Source organism: Glutamicibacter halophytocola (assembly GCF_001302565.1).
GTDB classification, from domain to species: Bacteria; Actinomycetota; Actinomycetes; order Actinomycetales; family Micrococcaceae; genus Glutamicibacter; species Glutamicibacter halophytocola.
Genome location: NZ_CP012750.1, coordinates 444,514 through 460,786, shown reverse-complemented (window position 1 = coordinate 460,786; position 16,273 = coordinate 444,514). Strand labels below are relative to the sequence as shown.

General features: G+C 58.8%; 15 protein-coding genes. 10 read left to right on the top strand and 5 right to left on the bottom strand.

All coding sequences use genetic code 11. The features are described from left to right. Nucleotides 1–8 precede the first annotated feature (8 nt). Nucleotides 9–197, bottom strand: a complete 189-nt coding sequence (locus tag AOZ07_RS18630; RefSeq protein ID WP_146277551.1) for a hypothetical protein — start codon at nt 195–197, stop codon at nt 9–11. Between the two features lie 84 nt (nt 198–281). Between AOZ07_RS18630 and AOZ07_RS02105 the strand changes: the two genes are divergently transcribed. Further along, entirely contained in the window at nt 282–956 is a 675-nt protein-coding gene (locus tag AOZ07_RS02105) for a response regulator (protein WP_060700494.1), read from the top strand. Between the two features lie 126 nt (nt 957–1,082). Next, a complete protein-coding gene (locus AOZ07_RS02100; protein WP_060700493.1) occupies nt 1,083–3,641 on the top strand; it encodes an ATP-dependent Clp protease ATP-binding subunit in 2,559 nt (852 codons plus the stop codon). Nucleotides 3,642–3,760: 119 nt separating this feature from the next. Here AOZ07_RS02100 and AOZ07_RS02095 read toward each other — a convergent pair whose 3' ends face one another. Next, the gene (locus AOZ07_RS02095; RefSeq protein WP_060700492.1) at nt 3,761–4,402 is read right to left on the bottom strand and encodes a hypothetical protein; all 642 of its coding nucleotides are present in this window, start codon (nt 4,400–4,402) and stop codon (nt 3,761–3,763) included. Nucleotides 4,403–4,698: 296 nt separating this feature from the next. Between AOZ07_RS02095 and AOZ07_RS02090 the strand changes: the two genes are divergently transcribed. The 3 genes from AOZ07_RS02090 (at nt 4,699) to AOZ07_RS02080 (ending at nt 6,803) form a co-directional block, all read left to right on the top strand. Next, nucleotides 4,699–5,103, top strand: a complete 405-nt coding sequence (locus tag AOZ07_RS02090; RefSeq protein ID WP_236995243.1) for a GNAT family N-acetyltransferase — start codon at nt 4,699–4,701, stop codon at nt 5,101–5,103. Nucleotides 5,104–5,167: 64 nt separating this feature from the next. Next, nucleotides 5,168–6,079, top strand: a complete 912-nt coding sequence (locus AOZ07_RS02085; RefSeq protein WP_060700490.1) for a hypothetical protein — start codon at nt 5,168–5,170, stop codon at nt 6,077–6,079. A gap of 61 nt (nt 6,080–6,140) precedes the next feature. Then, a complete protein-coding gene (locus AOZ07_RS02080) occupies nt 6,141–6,803 on the top strand; it encodes an alpha/beta hydrolase family protein (protein WP_060700489.1) in 663 nt (220 codons plus the stop codon). Here the strand turns inward: AOZ07_RS02080 and AOZ07_RS02075 are convergent. Together AOZ07_RS02075 and AOZ07_RS02070 are read right to left on the bottom strand one after the other, a co-directional pair. Beyond that, the gene (locus AOZ07_RS02075; protein WP_236995242.1) at nt 6,800–7,525 is read right to left on the bottom strand and encodes an AAA family ATPase; all 726 of its coding nucleotides are present in this window, start codon (nt 7,523–7,525) and stop codon (nt 6,800–6,802) included. The two genes, AOZ07_RS02080 and AOZ07_RS02075, sit on opposite strands and share 4 nt — an antisense overlap. 4 nt (nt 7,526–7,529) lie before the next feature. Further along, entirely contained in the window at nt 7,530–8,951 is a 1,422-nt protein-coding gene (locus AOZ07_RS02070) for a helix-turn-helix transcriptional regulator (protein ID WP_236995307.1), read from the bottom strand. Nucleotides 8,952–9,236: 285 nt separating this feature from the next. Between AOZ07_RS02070 and AOZ07_RS02065 the strand changes: the two genes are divergently transcribed. From AOZ07_RS02065 to AOZ07_RS02045, 5 genes are all read left to right on the top strand, one after another. After that, complete coding sequence (locus AOZ07_RS02065; RefSeq protein WP_060700486.1) at nt 9,237–9,857, top strand: nucleoside/nucleotide kinase family protein; 621 nt, start codon at nt 9,237–9,239, stop codon at nt 9,855–9,857. A gap of 9 nt (nt 9,858–9,866) precedes the next feature. Further along, nucleotides 9,867–10,469, top strand: a complete 603-nt coding sequence (locus tag AOZ07_RS02060) for a HutD family protein (protein ID WP_060700485.1) — start codon at nt 9,867–9,869, stop codon at nt 10,467–10,469. 536 nt (nt 10,470–11,005) lie between these two features. After that, the gene (aceA, locus tag AOZ07_RS02055; protein ID WP_060700484.1) at nt 11,006–12,319 is read left to right on the top strand and encodes an isocitrate lyase; all 1,314 of its coding nucleotides are present in this window, start codon (nt 11,006–11,008) and stop codon (nt 12,317–12,319) included. Between the two features lie 79 nt (nt 12,320–12,398). Then, nucleotides 12,399–14,036 carry a malate synthase A gene (gene aceB, locus AOZ07_RS02050; protein ID WP_060700483.1) on the top strand — a complete coding sequence of 546 codons (1,638 nt, stop codon included), beginning with the start codon at nt 12,399–12,401 and terminating at the stop codon, nt 14,034–14,036. Between the two features lie 458 nt (nt 14,037–14,494). Then, the gene (locus tag AOZ07_RS02045) at nt 14,495–15,574 is read left to right on the top strand and encodes an alpha/beta hydrolase (protein WP_060700482.1); all 1,080 of its coding nucleotides are present in this window, start codon (nt 14,495–14,497) and stop codon (nt 15,572–15,574) included. On the opposite strand, the gene AOZ07_RS02040 is transcribed toward AOZ07_RS02045, so the two are convergent. Continuing rightward, on the bottom strand, nt 15,571–16,140 hold the full coding sequence (locus tag AOZ07_RS02040) for a histidine phosphatase family protein (protein ID WP_060700481.1): 570 nt from the start codon (nt 16,138–16,140) through the stop codon (nt 15,571–15,573). The genes AOZ07_RS02045 and AOZ07_RS02040 overlap by 4 nt on opposite strands. Nucleotides 16,141–16,273 lie beyond the last annotated feature (133 nt).

Below are 16,273 nucleotides of genomic sequence, written 5' to 3'. Positions count from 1 at the left end.
AATTCCGCTTATGGGCAGCCGACACCGTAACGCTCGCAGACCCACTTGGAAAAATCTGCACCCCAACCTGCAGGTGTTGCGACCGGACCGCTATTAACGCTTATCTGCAGCTGCAACGCTGCAGATGCGGGAGCGGCCACGGCGGTCACCGGCGCCAAAGCGAGTGCGGCAACGGCCAGCACCTTCAAACCCTTCATAACAAACCCCACATCTCGTCAACTTATATACTTACAAGCAAGCAGTCCTCTGGAAGGACCGCAACATCGACACTAAGGAAATGAATGGAACAGATTAAGGTCCTAATCGTCGATGATGAACCACTAATTCGTCATGCGTTGGGCACAATCCTAGCAACGGATAACGGAATTGTAACTGTATTTTCTGCAGAAAACGGCAAGCAGGCAGTCGACTATTGTTCCGACAATGAGATCGACGTAGTTCTGATGGATTTGCAGATGCCAATCATGGACGGGGTTAGCGCCACACGCGCCATTAAATCACGCAAGGACAGCCCCGCAGTCCTTGCAATTACCGCATTTTCCTCGGATGAATATCTAGTTCCCGTTCTTACCGCAGGAGCCAGCGGGTACCTCGTCAAGGACTCTGAACCAGGCGAAATAATTCGTGCAGTTCATGCAGTGCACCAGGGCACCGCCGCTATTTCTCCATCGGTTTCCTCAGATCTAATTTCGGCGGTGCGTGAAGCCTACGCCGACAATTCCCAGGCTGTCGAAGACATCATTTATGATCTCGGGATTACCAATAGAGAAATTCAGATTCTAAAACTCCTTGCGCAGGGATTAAATAACACTGAAATCTCTAAAACTCTGGGGATCACAGAAACCACGGTGAAGACCCACATGGCCAAGATCTTCGTCAAGCTTAATGTCCGCGACCGCGTACAAGCGCTCGTGGCCGCCGCCCGCATGGGAATTGTTGAAATCCCGAAGCACTGAATTTCGCGTCGCCCCAAGTGTGACCTCGAGCGCTCGGGAAGATATTTCGAGTGCCACGGGAATATCTTGAAGCCTCATGCGTTGAACATGAGCATAGACCGCTCAAGTTTCTACTAGGAGGCTCACTTGCCAGCATTTTTTGGTGCACCATCAGACGGCTCGTTTGAGGAATTCCTCTCTCGGTTCCTCTCTTCGCGAGCTCAGGCAGCACGTCCAATCGACATCACCCGCCTGCTTTCCACGCGTACCCATGAGGCAGTAGCAACGGCCGCAGCGATCTCGCATGAGCACGGACACGACGAGATCGACTCCTTGCACCTGCTCGCAGCGCTGATACGCACAGAACCCATCGGTGAACACCTCGCCGCCATGGGCATCGACATCGAGGCGTTGAGCCAGGATGCCATTGCCCACATGCCAAAGAGCCAAGAAAAGGGCGAAAAGCCAACACGGCTATCCTCTGCTGCCCAGCGCAGCCTCTTTGATGCCTACCAGGTGGCACGCAACTACGGTTCGACCTACATCGACCCTGACCATCTATTCCTTGCCTTTGTTTTCAACCCGGAATCCCCGGTCAGCCACTTGCTGGCCCAGCACGGAATCACCGGCCAGTCCCTGCAGCAGGCAGCCATGGAACAGGCCCAGCGCGCCCAAAACGGCGGACAGGACCAGGGCCAGGACGAGTCCGACGCCTCGATGCTCGAACGATACGGAACCGATCTGACGGCGCTGGCCGCCGACGGACAGATCGATCCGGTCATCGGTCGTGACGACGAGCTGGACCAGGTCGTGGAGATCCTGGCTCGCCGCACCAAGAACAACCCTGTGCTCATCGGCGAGGCCGGCGTGGGTAAAACCGCCATCGCCGAAGGACTGGCACGGGCCATCGTTGATGACCAGGTTCCAGAGCAGATCCGCGGTTCCCGGCTGATCTCCATCGACCTGCCCGGCATGCTGGCCGGCACGCGCTACCGCGGCGACTTCGAACAGCGCCTCACCGGCCTCCTCGAAGAAATCGCCGACGCCGAGGGACAGGTATTGGTGTTCATCGACGAAATGCACCTGCTGGTTGGCGCCGGCTCCGGCGAATCCGGAAATATGGATGCAGCCAACATCCTCAAGCCGCGCTTGGCTCGTGGCGAGTTGCACCTGATCGGTGCCACCACGCTCGATGAGTTCCGCAAGGTGGAGAAGGACAGCGCTTTGGCCCGCCGCTTCGGCAAGGTCATGGTTGACGAGCCATCGCAGGAAGTCAGCCTCGCCATCCTGGAAGGCCTGCGCGAATCCTACGAGGATCACCACCAGGTGCAGTACACCCCGGCTGCGCTCAAGGCTGCCGTAGCGCTTTCGGCCCGGTACCTCACCGACCGCCAGTTGCCAGACAAGGCCATCGACCTGATCGATATCGCTGGCGCCCGGCGTTCCATTGCCGCCGGCGATACCGAGGATGTGCAATCCCTGCGCTCCGACCTGATGGAAGCCGAACGCGAGAAGTCCCGCGCCATTGGCGAGGAACGCTTCGAGGATGCCAGTGCCTGGCGCGACCACATCGCCGAGCTGACCGCCCGGATCAACGCGGCCGAGGAAGCCGGCGACGCCGGAATCACCCGTGTCGTGGATGAAGTCCAGATCTCCGAGGTCATCTCCCGCTCCACCGGCATCCCGACCTCGCGGATCACCGGCGATGACAAGTCGCGGCTGGCTTCGCTGGAACAGTCGCTGCATGCCTCGGTCATCGGCCAGAAGGACGCCGTGTCCGCCGTGGCCCGCGCCGTGCGGCGCAATCGTACCGGTCTGTCCCCCGCGGGACGCCCCATCGGCTCGTTCCTCTTCCTGGGCCCCACCGGTGTCGGCAAGACCGAGCTGGCCAAGGCCTTGGCAACCAACCTGTTCGGATCGGCTGACTCGCTGGTGCGCGTGGACATGAGCGAATACGGCGAGAAGCACACCGTTGCCCGCCTGATCGGCGCCCCTCCGGGATATGTCGGCCACGACGAGCCCGGCCAGCTGACCGAGAAGGTTCGCCGCAACCCGTACTCGGTGATCCTGCTTGATGAGATCGAGAAGGCCCACCCGGACGTGTTCAACGTGCTCTTGCAGGTGCTCGATGACGGGCGCTTGACCGACTCGGCCGGACGCACCGTGGACTTCTCGAATACGCTGATCCTGATGACCAGCAACCTTGGTGGCGAGTACCTGGCCAACAAGGCCGGAAACTTCGGTTTCACCTCGGCCAAGGCCACCAGCGAGGCCGGAGAGATCCGCGCCAAGGTGATGAGCAAGGTGCGCGAGTTCATGCGCCCCGAGTTCCTGAACCGGCTGGATGAGGTTCTGCTCTTCTCGAAGCTTTCGCAGCCGGAGATCGGCCAGATCGTCAAGCTGGTCATCGCCGATACGCGGAAGCACCTGGCAGACCAGGAGTTGGCTCTGGAAGTCAGCGAGCCCGCCGTGAACTGGCTGGCCTCCGCGGGCTACGACCCGGAGTTCGGCGCCCGCCCGCTGCGCCGATTGGTTCAGCGCAAGGTGCAGGATGCCATCGCCGATCTGCTGATCGACGATTCGCTGGCTGCCGGCGACACCGTCTTGGTGGACTTCGCTGAGGACAAGCTGGTGGTGCGCAAGAAGGTTGATGCGCCGACCCCGCCAGCACAGAACGAGCAGGTGCCCAGCTTCTTCGATAACTAGGTCGAATTAGCCTCAAAGGGGCTTGATGCGCCGAAGCTTTTGCTTCGGCGCATCAAGCCCCTTTTGCATGCACTGAAGACGTGCTTCCATAGCTGGGTCATGGCGATGCCAGCCGATGGTCAGTTGGACGGATTCGGGAACTTTGTCACGTCAACGCCGCAGGTGAGAATCAAGTCAGCGTCCTGCTTCTGAAGTGTGCAATGATCCGCGACAAAATGCCCGGACTGCGCCATGTTGCTGATCCCGTCGATCCTTTCGTAGACAAAGGCGGACGCTGGAGCATAAACGGCAAAGCTCGCCGGGTCGAAACCCGGTTTATAAACGACAATGCTCTCCCCGGTCTCCGCGGTCACCTTGTGATAGGTCCCCACGACTGAATTTATCCCCGAGAGCAGCCAAAAATAGAGCCAGACTAACGATGCCGCGGTGATGCACAGGTGCACGAGAATTCGGACAAATACTCGCATGCCCTTTCGCTTGATCCCGAGGATCATCTTGGGGACAAGGCAAAGCAACCCTGCCACTGCCCAAAGGCCGCTAACCAGCAATCCGCAAAACACCAGCGGCCTGCCAGGCAAGATGAAATAGACAATCTGTCCGGAGGACCATAGCTGCTCAGAGCGTGCCCATAGCCAGCCAGCGCCCAGCCCAAAAATCACTGCGACAGCAAGAAGAAAGATGCCCCAGGCCAGTTGCTTTCGATTCAGCCCCTTGTCTTGAGGCTCAAGGATTTCGCCGCTTTCAACAGCCATCTTTTCCATCTCAAGACATTCCTTCGAGAAGATATGACGTTGTTCGAGAAGCTGCCTTTGGGAGGAATTTCATCCGTTCAGTCTTTCAGGCCAAAAAGGACAGTGCGTCCTCCCTAGGTATGAATAAGTCCAAGTAAGTTATGGTCAAAAATTGCAACGGTTGAGAAGCCGCTCGCAAACGATGCGCGGCTTCCGAGCCCCACATCCTAGGAGTTGTTGCGCTTCAGGCTGAAGAACAGCCCCGCGGTGCTAGCATGAACCAAATTCTTGGACACTCTGGGAGCATCTAGGCAATGGAAATATCTATGACAAAAGTTCCTTCCCGTGAACAGGTCACCGCACTGTACGATTCCGTCGGCTGGAGCGCTTATACCGACCAACCTGACGTGCTTGCCAAGGCGCACGCCAACTCGGACTTTCTTGTCTACGCCTACGACAAGGATCACCAGCTCATCGGATTGGCCCGCGCAATATCTGACGACGCAACCATTTGCTTTCTCCAAGACATCTTGGTTCACCCGAAGGCCCAGCGCACCGGAGCAGGAAGAGAACTGTTCTCGGCCGTCCGAAAAAGATTCGAGCACCTGCGCCAATTTGTGCTCATTACCGATGATGAGCCGGGGCAACGTGCGTTTTACGAATCCATGGGTCTGACCGAAGGTTCAGATTTCGAGCACGGTCCTGTCAGAATTTTCGCCCAGTTTCTCTAATAGATGGCTTTTAGCGCATTCGTCCTAATAGACTGGGAATTCACCACTTTGCTAGGAGCAACTCTTGCGCATCCGAAGTTTCATGGCCCTGTCCATGGTGGCTCTTTTGATGAGCGGCTGCAGCACACCTCAAAGTCCGGCACCTGCTGCTGAACCGGAAAAATCGGCAACCGCTCCAGGCGTTTCCACCGTCGAAGCCAAAATTCCTGGAACTGGACTTGCTGAAAATTCAATCGCTCCGGCTCCTGCTGAGTCCACCGCAACGGCCTTGACTGGTCAGGCTTGGGCGGACTCCAAAATTCAGATGTGGAAAGACAATTCGGGCATCAAATCCACCCAAGGATTCTTATATCCCAATAATTTGATGACCTCGTGGCAGTCTCCCGAAGAAGGCGTCTTGAATATCTATTTGGACAACAGCATGATCTTCAACCGGGACGGGATGCAGGAAAACTACCAAACGCGCGAGGACGAGCTTCGAATCATGGGGCGGGTAATGTTCGAGAGCATCGGCGAGCAGTCGCCAGAGTTGGAAAGCGTCACCTTCGCCACCGAGGACGGCAAGAATTCAGGAACCTACTCCCGAGCCCGAACCGGTGCAGACCCCAACGATCGCAAAGCCTGGGCCAAGGAAAAATACGTGCAGTGGCTTGCGGGCATGAATGATGTATATGAATCCATGTGCCACGCAGAAATTACCGCCGTGGAGGTGTACCGCAATTGCCTTCCTGCTGACCCGCATGCCCACGTCGACAAGGTGACATCGCCCGCATTCGGCGAACTTGTCGTCACGATCAACGATGGTCCGTGGATGGACGGCATCTACGATACGCCTGCGTCCAGTTTCGTCTCCTCAAACATGATCATCAAGATCAACGACAAGGCTGCCGTGGGAGAACAAGTTGAAAAGCTGACTGTTATCGCCAGGGATGGCGAAGATACCAGCACCGCCTTGCGCGAAGAGTGGCTGCAATAGGCAGGTGACGAAGCCACCACGGATTCTTCCAGCATGAACGGTACGCTCTAGGCTAGAATCCATGACGCAAGAACTGTCTATTCCGTTTAATGACTCTGAGCTCAGTGCCCTGTGGTCACCTGCTGAGAGCGCCAGCGCGGTCATGATTTTGGCCCACGGCTCGGGGGCGGGCAAGGACCATGAGTTCATGACCGGCTACGCTCAGGCTGTCGCGGATCTCGGGATCAGCGTCTTGAGCTTCAATTTTCCCTATATGGACGCTGGAAAGAAGTTCCCGGACAAGGCGCCCACGGCTATCGCCGTCTGGCAGCAGGTGCGTTCATGGGTTCAGGAGCATGTAGCCGAGGGGCTCCCGGTGGTTGTTGCTGGCAAATCCTTTGGCGGGCGCATGGCCTCGCTGGCCGTTGCCGAAGGCATGCCGGCGAACGCTCTGATCTTTTTGGGTTACCCCTTGCACGCACCGAAAAAGGAAGACAAGCTTCGCGATGAGCACCTCTACCCGTTGACGGTTCCCATGCTGTTTTTGGAAGGAACCAAGGATCCTTTCGCCAATCCAGAAAAGATGGAAGCCGTAGCCGCGAAGCTCAATAAGTCGACGGAACTGGTCTGGTTTGAAGGCGGCAATCATTCCTTCAAGGTAGCCCGTTCTCAAAGAACGGTGGCGCAGGATGGCGCCTGGCTGGCCGAAGCGACCGCCAACTTCATTTGGAAGCACGCCTCTTAGATACTCTCGCGGCGCCAATAGCTGTGCGGGTCATCCAGGAAGTCGTGCCATCCCCGCACCAGCTCCAGCTGTTCAAAATCATTTTCGCGAAGTCCCCACGATCCTGCCTTCAGGATCCGAGCATCCGGGAATGCAGCCAGAATGGGCGCATGGGTGGAAATGAGCAGCTGCGATCCCCCGTCCGCGATGGCTTGAAGCAGTTTCATCAGCTTCACGCAGCCCGCCAACGACAAGGCAGATTCGGGCTCATCCAAGATCCATAGGCCCTTGATAAAGGGAATTCGCTCCTCAACGAGGTCAAGGAAAGACTCGCCATGGCTCCGCTCATGCAGCTTGGTCTTGAATTTGGATTCTTCGAGATAGGTATAGAAGTTGTGCATGGTTTCTGCGCGCAGGAAGAATCCCTTGCGCGAAGCCGCGGCACCACGCTGGAGCTTGAGCTGCCGCCACAGCTCGGACTCGCTCGTCCTCGTCGTATTCATCGCGCCCGTCGAACCACCCTCAGCGTTCATGCCATAAGCCATCGCCAGCGCTTCAACGAGAGTCGACTTTCCAGTGCCGTTTTCACCGACAATGACGGTGACTTGTCCCAGGTCCAGTCCTTCATGAAGCAGCTGGCGCACCGGCGGCAGGACAAATGGCCACCGTTGATTTCCAAGCAACGCCTCAGCGTCAATAGCCTCGACTCGTCTCACCGGCATGAACATCTGTGAAAATTCCACAGGCTCAGTCCTCTTGGCGCTGCAAGAAACTATAAACCTCGGTCTCATCCACGCCAGGGAAGGCGCCGGTGGGCATCGCCGCGAGCAGGTGCGTATTGGCACGCGTGGCCGGCCAGGCATTGCCGAACCACTGATCCGACAGGTTCGCCGGCGGGCGGCGGCAACAGTTTTCATCCGGGCAAGTGGACTGGCAGCGCTCTTTGGTATCGCGGCCACGGAACCATTTCACGTGCTCAAACGGGACCCCGATAGACAGCGAATACAGTCCCGATGAGTGTCGTTCGGTGCGAGCCGTGCACCAATAGGTCCCGTTGACTGTATCGGTGTACTGCTCAAAGGAGCGGAACTTGTCCATCTGCTCAAAGACGACGCGGCTGGTCCAATATCGGCAAATGCTCTGCCCTTCGATGGCGCCAGTATGATCCGCCGGGAAATTCACGCGGTCGTTTTCATAGGCCTTGTGCAAGATGCCGGACTCGTGCACCTTCTGGAAGTGGCAGGTCATGCCCAAGTGCTCGGTGGCCAAATTAGTGAATCGGTGTGCTGCCGATTCATAGGACACGGCAAACGCGTCGCGCAGGTCCTCAATGGCCAGTTCGCGATTGTTCTTGGCACGGCGCAGATACTCGACTGTTGATTTCTCCGGCATCATCAGTGCTGCAGCAAAATAATTAGTGGCTACGCGCTGGGAGAGGAAATCGGAGTAATCCGTCGGCGTCTTATGGCCCAGCACGTGATGCCCCAAAGCCTGCAACAGTACCGACCGCGGATCGTGCTCGGTCCGGTTAGCCTGGGTCAGGTAGATCCGCATATTTTTCAGATCGGTCACCGAGCGCGTGGAGTGGGGCAAGTTCCCCACGAAGCGCAGGCTGAATCCTAGATGTTCAGCAATATCCGCTGCTCGGTGGTGAGACAGCGGACCAGAATCATGGCCGACTGCCGAAAGAACCTTGGAAGCTTCCTGCTCGATTTCCTTGTAATAGTTATTGCGGCGCCGCATCTCGTGGCGCAAAGCGGTATTGGCCCGGCGAGCCTCTTCAGGGGTCGCTGCCTGTTCGTTCAAACGCCGTTCGAGTTCGTGTTGCAGTCCTACCAGTGACTCGAGCACGTCCATCGGAAGGCGGGTGCCCACGCGTACGGTCGGCAGTCCCAAAGACTCGTAGAGCGGGCCGCGCTGGGCACGTTCCAGCTCGATTTCCAAGGCGGCCCGGCGTGAGGGAGGTTCGGTGCCCAGCAGGTCGTCAACGCCGACGTCGAGGGCGCCGGCCAGCGCTTTGAGCAGTGAAAGCTTGGGTTCGCGCTTGCCATTTTCAATCAGGGAAAGTTGGCTCGGCGCTGTATCGACCACGGCCGAGATATCGTCCAAGGTCATTTGCTTGCTTTTGCGAAGGAACCGAATCCTTCGCCCCAAGGCAATGGCATCCATCTCCGGAGTCTCTCCGGAGCCATTGCCATTTTCCGGCGTCTTCGCACGGTTCCACGTGGTTGCAGTCACATGCCCAGAGTATGTGAAGAATGGGCAACTTTTCCAGAAGTTGGCGATAAAAGAAGCTTTTATGCGTCATTGAAGCCCGCGCGCGCAGAAATATCTACAGTTCTTCCGAATACAGCAACCCTTTGGCCATTCATGCCAAATGCACAGCACACCAGCGGAATCATGCAGGCCTGCCATTCGTTGAACTAGTCAATCAACCATGAACGAGGAGCACGCATGACAGCCATCGCAGAAAAAGTCCTCTTCGCGAAAAACTCTGCCCATGATCCGCCACAGACTTTTGTCGTAATGGGTATCGATGGAGCAGGCAAGAGCACCGCTATCAACACCCTGGTGCAAGAATTGAATAACGAGCAGATTCCTGCACGGAGACTGGCCAATGCCGCTGGCCGACGTTGGCTAAACAACTTCTCGCACAACTCCGGTATTCAGGTTCCACCGCTCATCCAGTCACTGATCGAGACGACCTTCCGGCTCGTCAACGTTGTCCGCAACTCGTTCACTGCTGGGCAGGCCCCGGGACTAACGATGATGGACCGCCATCTGTATTGCCAGCTGGTTCTCCGCCGAGTCCGAGGCCAGAAGCCAGGCGTGCTCCTGCCGTGGCTGGCACGAAAGAGCACCGAACACGCAACTGTCATTCTTCTGGATCTTGATCCCCACCTTGCTTTCCAACGCATTGAAGCGCGAGCCGAGGACAAGGAACCCCTGGAATTCCTGCAGGCAGCACGCACCGAATACCTCCGCCTGGCCAAGCTGCATGGTTGGCTGGTGCTTGACGCATCCGTGCCCACGACACAACTGGTGGAGCGATTGCGCATGATCGCAGGCAAGTAGACTCGACTCATGAGCGAAGCACAGGCTACTTTTGCACCGGAATCCATTCTTGAGCTGGCCAAGAGCACAAAGAAGCAATGGGAACTAGGGCAGGTGAGGCTCATCGCCGCCGGCACTTTGGCCGATAACGGAACGTTGCTGCGCAGCTCCGAAGCCGAGGCAACCTGGCAGGTATCCATCCGCTCCATTGAGAAGGAAGCTTCTTTCTTCTCTGCGCTCACAGCCCAGGTCATCACGCTGGTTGCTGGTGATTTTGTTGAGCTCACCGTCGAGGGCGAACAGCACGGCCTAGAGCCATTGCGCCCGTTGAAGTTCACCACCAGCGACCGAGTTGAAGCCAGCCAGCCCGCCGAAGAACTGCTCACCGTTTATGTTGCCGCGGATCCGCAAAAGGTTCGCCCTACGGTGCGAATCGTTGAGTTGTCGAAGAAGCGCGAACAGCACCTCTTCGACGGCCAGCTCGGCATCCTGCTTCAAGGTTCAGCCGCCTTGCTGCTTGGCGATGAGCAGCAGCCGGTGAACCTGCGTGATACCGTCGCCGGATCGGATGCCCAAGAACCACGCATCTTAGGCCGCGGCGTCATGGCAGTCGTTTCCTTCGACCTCGCTTAGCCAACAGACGGTGGCGGCGCTCTTCTGAGCCCCCACGGCAAAAACGGCGAATTTTCGCGCCGATTCCCTGCTTCCGCGTACCGCCCCAGAAGTAGATTCACCCTCTTTCGGCGTACTCACCACTCCACATAGTTCAACTTCGCCCTTGCCGGGACTTCACGTTTTCACCACCTGCCACACCATCAAATCCTGGCTCAAATCCTTGGGCCATCGGCTGGTTCCCATGTCAGACGGGGTCATTGTGCTGCCCATCCGTAGGCTTCAAGCGCGTGCACTTCCCCGAAAACACGTAAGACATTCTAAAATTTCACACTTTTTCTCATTCATTTCTCTCTATTTGCTCAATTTTCAGCGTCCACCTCCGCTCTTGCCCCAAGAAGTGCAGATCTTTCATTTTTGAGAAGAAGTGAAGATCTTAATATTGAAAACCCCTATTTCAGCCCTTGCGCTTGAGGAAAAGTAGTTCCCACGAAGAAGTTCACAAGATCACCTAGCGATCAGCATGAACCCGGAACTTGCGCGAAGGAGCCAAGTCAATGACTACCGAGAACACCAACGAAACCTCGATCGACAACCGCATCGCAGCCATCGAGACCGACTGGGCAAACAACCCTCGCTGGAGCGGGGTCACTCGTGATTACACTGCCGCAGACGTAGTGAAACTGCAGGGACGGGTCCAGGAAGAACACACACTGGCCAAGCGCGGCTCGCAGAAGCTCTGGAAGCAGCTGACCGAAGAAACCCCGACCGGCGGCTACACCAACGCGCTGGGAGCATTGACCGGCAACCAGGCAGTTCAGCAGGTCAAGGCCGGACTTCGAGCCATCTACCTTTCGGGCTGGCAGGTAGCCGCAGATGCCAACCTCTCGGGCCAGACCTACCCTGACCAGTCGCTCTACCCAGCGAACTCGGTCCCGCAGGTGGTCCGCCGCATCAACAACGCGCTGCAGCGTGCCGACCAGATCGAGTTCTCCGAGGGCATCCAGAGCGTCGAGGACTGGATGGTCCCGATTGTCGCTGACGCAGAGGCCGGCTTCGGCGGCCCGCTGAACGCCTACGAGCTGATGAAATCAATGATTGCGGCCGGCGCCTCGGGCGTTCATTGGGAGGACCAGCTGGCCAGCGAAAAGAAGTGCGGCCACCTCGGCGGCAAGGTGCTGATCCCAACTCAACAACATATCCGCACCCTGAACGCGGCCCGCCTGGCCGCCGACGTGGCTGGCACGCCCTCCGTGGTCATCGCCCGCACCGACGCAGAAGCAGCAACCCTGATCACCTCGGATGTTGATGAACGCGATCAGCAGTTCATCACCGGCGAGCGCACCCCGGAAGGCTTCTACAAGGTCACCAACGGCATCGAGCCATGCATCGCCCGAGCCAAGGCCTACGCACCATATTCGGATCTGATCTGGATGGAGACCGGCACCCCTGATCTTCAGCTGGCCCGCAAGTTCGCCGAAGCGGTCAAGAAGGACTTCCCGGATCAGATGCTCTCCTACAACTGCTCGCCGTCCTTCAACTGGAAGAAGCACCTGGACGATGCCACCATCGCCAAGTTCCAGCGCGAACTCGGCGCCATGGGCTTCAGCTTCCAGTTCATCACCCTGGCCGGCTTCCACGCATTGAACCACTCGATGTTCGACCTGGCCACCGGCTACGCCAAGGACGGCATGAGCGCCTACGTCGAGCTGCAGGAACGCGAATTCGCTTCCGAGGCTGCCGGCTACACCGCCACCAAGCACCAGCGCGAAGTCGGCACCGGCTACTTCGACGCCATCTCCACGGCGCTGAACCCGAACGCCTCCACCCTGGCCCTGGTGGGATCCACCGAAGAAGGCCAATTCCATTAGACCCTGATGGGTCGATGGTGCTAGCCGGCAAGGACGCCGGCTAGCACCACCACCATTTTTCATCTTTAAGGACGCTGCCATGAACTCCCCGATCACCTTGAACAACATCACCATCACCGCTACCCCCGTTCGCTACCAGGAGCAGATCCTGACCAGCGACGCATTGGACTTCCTGTCCTCCCTGCACAGCGCTTTTGAATCCCGCCGTGCCGAACTGATGCAGCGCCGCCAGGTCAACCGGGCACGCATTGCCAATGGCCGCGACCCGAAGTTCCTGGAAGAGACCCGTTTCATCCGCGAAGATGATTCATGGCAGGTTGCCCCGATCGCCCCGGGGCTCGAAGATCGCCGGGTGGAAATCACCGGCCCGATCGAACGCAAGATGGCCATCAACGCGCTGAACTCCGGCGCCAACGTTTGGCTGGCCGATATGGAGGACGCTTGCTCGCCGACCTGGCAGAACGTGATCAAGAACCAGGTCAACCTGATTCGCATCCTGGACGAGGAGCTGGACTTCACCGCACCGGATGGCCGCGAGTACAAGCTGAACAGCTACGATTTGAGCGAACTGCCCACCATCGTGGTTCGCCCCCGCGGCTGGCACCTTCCCGAAAAGCACCTGCAGGTTTCCGGCACCCCGATCTCCGGCGCGCTGGTGGACTTCGGACTGCACTTCTTCCATAACGCCAAGCGCCTGCTGGCTGCCGGCCGCGGCCCGTACTACTACCTGCCAAAGCTGGAAAACCACCTGGAAGCACGGTTGTGGAACGACGTCTTCAACATGGCCCAGGACCTGTTGGGGATCGAGCGCGGCACCATTCGCGCCACGGTGCTGATCGAGACCATCACCGCTGCCTTCGAGATGGAAGAGATCCTCTACGAACTGCGCGAGCACTCCTCGGGGCTGAACGCAGGACGCTGGGACTACATCTTCTCGATCATCAAGAACTTCCGTTCCCGCGGACCGCGCTTTGTCTTCCCGGACCGCGACACCGTGACCATGACCGCACCGTTCATGCGGGCCTACACCGAGCAGCTGGTGCGGGCCTGCCACCGCCGCGGCGCTTCAGCCATTGGAGGGATGAGCGCCTTTGTTCCCAACCGCAAGGATGCCTCGATCAACGAGATCGCCTTCGGCAAGGTGCGCGAGGACAAGGCGCGTGAAGCAGCCGATGGCTTTGACGGTTCCTGGGTGGCCCACCCGGATCTGGTTTCGGTAGCCCGCGAAGTGTACGACGAGGTGCTCGGCGGGAACCCCAACCAGCTGCAGCGCACCCGCGAGGACGTTGAAGTTTCCGATGCGGCGCTGCTGAACATCCAGAGCGTCACCGGCAAGATCACCGAGCGCGGCATCCGCGACAATATCGAGATCGGCATCCGCTACATCGAGTCCTGGCTGCGCGGCAATGGCGCAGTGGCCCTGCGCAACCTGATGGAAGATGCCGCTACCGCGGAGATCTCCCGTTCCCAGCTGTGGCAGTGGATCCACCAGTCGGCCATCACGAACCAGGGCGAGATCATCACCCGTCGCTGGGTGCAGGAGCTGGCCGAGGAGACCATGGATAACCTGGAGCGTTTCGAGGGCGACCGCTTCGAGGAAGCCCTGGAGATCTTCGAAGCCTGCGCACTGCGTGACGACTTCCCGACCTTCCTGACCAAGAATGCCTACCTGCGCTACCTGGATGCACCAGCCCGCACCCTTCAAATGGCAGGCTAGGCGCCAATGAGACCCGGCCGATTCGAAACCAGTCGTCCTTAAGATCGGCCACGAAAAGCGGCATTCATCCGCTGGTAACCAGTCCAGCGGGCGGATGCCGTTTTTTGTGCGCAGTACAAGCCGTGCCGGCTACCGGAGGAAAACAACACGGATTGCCATAGGGTGGATGCATGTTCAGGAACAATCGCCGAGCACGATCCGATGCCTCGGTCGTGCTGCTTGTATCGCTTGGCTCGTTATATCTGTGCGGAATGCTGACGAGCTGGATGGAAAATATGCCATTTCTCGGAATGCTCGGAGTCTCTGCAGCGATCTCGCTTCTTTACTCGGCCGTGCAGGCCTTGCGGGGCATCACATCGGCGAACTCGCCATCTGACAGGAAATAGTGGCATTCATCCGCTGGTAACCAGTCCAGCGGGCGGATGCCGTTTTTTGTGCGCAGTGGCTAGGCTGTAGCCATGGCATTGACGTTCAAGAGCCCCGCCGAAGACCTCTGGCAGCCTGACCTGCTCGGAGATGGCTTCTGCTGGAGGCCGCTGCCGCTGGCCGATGGTTCTACCGCGACCTTGGTGCGGCATCGCCCGCGCAAGAAGCTGCGCCTGCCCCCGCCGCTGCGCGGAATTGCGGTGCTCTATGTGCACGGCTGGTCCGACTACTTCTTCCAAAAGGAACTGGCCGAATTCCTCAGCGAAGCCGGCGCGGACTTCTACGCACTGGACCTGCGCCATTACGGGCGCAATCTGCCCATCGACAAGGCCCGCGGCCTGGACGAAAGCATCAGCCCCGGGTTCACTACCGATTTGCAGGAGTACTTCGAGGAATTTGATGCCGCGCACCGGATTATTTCCAGTGCCCACCCGGGCACCCGATTTGTCATGCTCGCGCATTCCACTGGAGGGCTCAGCGCCTCCATGTACGCGGCAGCCAACCCGGACAAGTTGGACGCGCTGGCGCTGAACAGCCCCTGGCTGGAATTCCAGGCGAGCGAAATCGGACGCACCGCCCTGGCCCGCATCATCCAGGCGGCCAGTGCGCGCAACCCCCATCGTTTTTTGCCCACCGTTGATCCGGGGTTCTACACGCGCACCGTGTCCAACCAGTTCTCCGGCGAGTGGGACTACGACCTGGGCTGGCGGCCGGTCAATGGCTTCAAGCTCACCGCCGGATTCATCGCTGCGGTATTCAACGCGCAAGCCAAGGTGAAAAAGGGCTTGGACCTGCAGATGCCCACCCTGGTGATGCTCTCGGCCGAGGACTACCTGCTGCCTCGCTGGCATGACACCGCCACCCGTGCCGATGTGGCCTTGAATGTGCAGGTGGTGGCGCAGCGCAGCCTGGATTTGGGCCGGGAATTGCATGTGGTGCGCTTGCCCGGAGCGCTGCATGACGTTTTTCTCTCCGCGCCCGCGGTGCGTGCCAAGGCCTACCGGTCCCTGGGTTCATGGCTGGCAGCACTCAAAACCCGGCAGCGCGATTCGCAGCTGGCTTCCTGCATTCGCGCGGTGCTGCCCGAGGGCAGCGAAGTCCTTGATGGCTAGTGGACCAGCTTGTCCGGGACTTCGTCGTTGACCAGTTCCAGCTGCCAGGCCCCTGCCTTGTCGCGGCCCACAATGGCGACCGAGCCGTTGCGGATGGTATCAAGCTTGTAGCCGGCCAGGTGCGAGAGGGTGTAGCGGATGATCGTGCCGTGGCAGATGATGGCGACGTTTTTGCCCGGGTAGTCCGCAGCGATCTGCTCGATGGCGCGCAGTCCGCGGTCCACCACGGAGTCCAGCGGTTCGATTCCGCCGCCGTTCTTATCCGGCCACAGTGCCAGGGCTTCGGTTTCGACCATGCCCTCGCCCTGCGCGTAGTCGCGCTCGATGAGCAGGTCGTAGCTGGGGCCTAGTTCCAGGCCCAGCCCCTCGGCAATGATCTGCGCGGTTTCGCGGGCCCGCGAGAGCGGGGAGGAGACAATGACATCCCAGCCTCCGGCGCCGAGGACCTTCACGGCTTCGCGGGCCTGGGACCTGCCGGTGTCGTTCAACGGAATGTCGCTGGAGCCTTGCAGCCGGCCTTCGAGGTTCCATTGCGTCTGTCCGTGGCGGACGAATCCAAGTTTCATGAGCCCATTCTCCCACTTGATGTGTGCGGACCAGCAACTGCTGGTGGTCAAGCTCACGGTAGATCTGTCCCACGTTCCGCGCATCAAAGCCCAATGAGAACATAGGATTTTCTCGGCTGATTCCTGTTTTCAA

Coding starts and splice junctions, on each gene's coding strand:
- AOZ07_RS18630 (WP_146277551.1), bottom strand. CDS start 197: ATGAAGGGTTTGAAGGTGCTGGCCGTTGCCGCACTCGCTTTGGCGCCG.
- AOZ07_RS02105 (WP_060700494.1), top strand. CDS start 282: ATGGAACAGATTAAGGTCCTAATCGTCGATGATGAACCACTAATTCGT.
- AOZ07_RS02095 (WP_060700492.1), bottom strand. CDS start 4,402: ATGGAAAAGATGGCTGTTGAAAGCGGCGAAATCCTTGAGCCTCAAGAC.
- AOZ07_RS02090 (WP_236995243.1), top strand. CDS start 4,699: ATGACAAAAGTTCCTTCCCGTGAACAGGTCACCGCACTGTACGATTCC.
- AOZ07_RS02080 (WP_060700489.1), top strand. CDS start 6,141: ATGACGCAAGAACTGTCTATTCCGTTTAATGACTCTGAGCTCAGTGCC.
- AOZ07_RS02070 (WP_236995307.1), bottom strand. CDS start 8,951: ATGGATGCCATTGCCTTGGGGCGAAGGATTCGGTTCCTTCGCAAAAGC.
- AOZ07_RS02065 (WP_060700486.1), top strand. CDS start 9,237: ATGACAGCCATCGCAGAAAAAGTCCTCTTCGCGAAAAACTCTGCCCAT.
- AOZ07_RS02060 (WP_060700485.1), top strand. CDS start 9,867: ATGAGCGAAGCACAGGCTACTTTTGCACCGGAATCCATTCTTGAGCTG.
- aceA (WP_060700484.1), top strand. CDS start 11,006: ATGACTACCGAGAACACCAACGAAACCTCGATCGACAACCGCATCGCA.
- aceB (WP_060700483.1), top strand. CDS start 12,399: ATGAACTCCCCGATCACCTTGAACAACATCACCATCACCGCTACCCCC.
- AOZ07_RS02045 (WP_060700482.1), top strand. CDS start 14,495: ATGGCATTGACGTTCAAGAGCCCCGCCGAAGACCTCTGGCAGCCTGAC.
- AOZ07_RS02040 (WP_060700481.1), bottom strand. CDS start 16,140: ATGAAACTTGGATTCGTCCGCCACGGACAGACGCAATGGAACCTCGAA.